Below are 1,860 nucleotides of genomic sequence, written 5' to 3'. Positions count from 1 at the left end.
GTGGAGAATAACGGAGTCGAACCGTTGACCTCCTGCGTGCAAGGCAGGCGCTCTAGCCAGCTGAGCTAATCCCCCATTTTTTAGTTGTCAGTTAACAGTTTTCAGTTAACAGTACTTAAAACGGTTACTCAACCTCTAAAATTTCCTTGTAAATTAAGCTTTCAGTCTTTTTTAATTATTAATTGTTAATTATTAATTATCAATTCTTTTTAAAAAGTAGTCCCGGGCAGACTCGAACTGCCGACCCCTACATTATCAGTGTAGTACTCTAACCAGCTGAGCTACGAGACTCTGTTTTTACTTAATTCTTTCATTTTTTTAAATTAACAGCAAGAGTAATACAATCTCCAATTCAGAAACCTATAAATAGTCATCTTTTTTCCTTAACGTGCACTAGGCTAACATTAAGGCTCTAGAAAGGAGGTGTTCCAGCCGCACCTTCCGGTACGGCTACCTTGTTACGACTTAGCCCTAGTTACCAGTTTTACCCTAGGCAGCTCCTTGCGGTCACCGACTTCAGGCACCCCCAGCTTCCATGGCTTGACGGGCGGTGTGTACAAGGCCCGGGAACGTATTCACCGGATCATGGCTGATATCCGATTACTAGCGATTCCAGCTTCACGGAGTCGAGTTGCAGACTCCGATCCGAACTGTGACCGGTTTTATAGATTCGCTCCTGGTCGCCCAGTGGCTGCTCTCTGTACCGGCCATTGTAGCACGTGTGTAGCCCAAGGCGTAAGGGCCGTGATGATTTGACGTCATCCCCACCTTCCTCACAGTTTGCACTGGCAGTCTTGTTAGAGTTCCCGACTTGACTCGCTGGCAACTAACAACAGGGGTTGCGCTCGTTATAGGACTTAACCTGACACCTCACGGCACGAGCTGACGACAACCATGCAGCACCTTGTAATTTGTCTTGCGAAAGATCTGTTTCCAAATCGGTCAAACTACATTTAAGCCTTGGTAAGGTTCCTCGCGTATCATCGAATTAAACCACATGCTCCACCGCTTGTGCGGGCCCCCGTCAATTCCTTTGAGTTTCATTCTTGCGAACGTACTCCCCAGGTGGGATACTTATCACTTTCGCTTAGCCACTGAGATTGCTCCCAACAGCTAGTATCCATCGTTTACGGCGTGGACTACCAGGGTATCTAATCCTGTTCGCTACCCACGCTTTCGTCCATCAGCGTCAATCCATTAGTAGTAACCTGCCTTCGCAATTGGTATTCCATGTAATCTCTAAGCATTTCACCGCTACACTACATATTCTAGTTACTTCCTAATAATTCAAGTTTAGCAGTATCAATGGCCGTTCCACCGTTGAGCGATGGGCTTTCACCACTGACTTACTAAACCGCCTACGGACCCTTTAAACCCAATGATTCCGGATAACGCTTGGATCCTCCGTATTACCGCGGCTGCTGGCACGGAGTTAGCCGATCCTTATTCTTACGATACCGTCAAGCTCCAACACGTTGGAGTGTTTCTTCTCGTACAAAAGCAGTTTACAATCCATAGGACCGTCATCCTGCACGCGGCATGGCTGGATCAGGCTTGCGCCCATTGTCCAATATTCCTCACTGCTGCCTCCCGTAGGAGTCTGGTCCGTGTCTCAGTACCAGTGTGGGGGATCTCCCTCTCAGGACCCCTACCCATCGTAGCCTTGGTAAGCCGTTACCTTACCAACTAGCTAATGGGACGCATGCTCATCTTTTACCGTTGTGACTTTAATAGTATCTCGATGCCGAGTCACTATACTATGAGGTATTAATCCAAATTTCTCTGGGCTATCCCTCTGTAAAAGGTAGATTGCATACGCGTTACGCACCCGTGCGCCGGTCTCTATATCCGAAGACATAT

At 47.4% G+C, this 1,860-nt stretch carries 2 tRNA genes and 1 rRNA gene; all 3 read right to left on the bottom strand.

Annotated features, from left to right (window positions below):
* Position 1: 1 nt before the first annotated feature.
* Positions 2-75 (bottom strand) — tRNA-Ala (locus tag BHE19_RS07705).
* Between the two features lie 142 nt (positions 76-217).
* Positions 218-291: transfer RNA gene (locus BHE19_RS07700), tRNA-Ile, on the bottom strand.
* 125 nt (positions 292-416) lie between these two features.
* Positions 417-1,860 (bottom strand): 16S ribosomal RNA (locus tag BHE19_RS07695); the annotation flags it as partial.

The sequence above is a fragment of the Flavobacterium tructae genome (genome assembly GCF_001853485.1).
In the GTDB taxonomy this organism is placed as follows: Bacteria; Bacteroidota; Bacteroidia; order Flavobacteriales; family Flavobacteriaceae; genus Flavobacterium; species Flavobacterium tructae.
The sequence above is the reverse complement of the archived record's forward strand: the minus strand, read 5'-3'. Positions and strand labels throughout refer to the sequence as shown.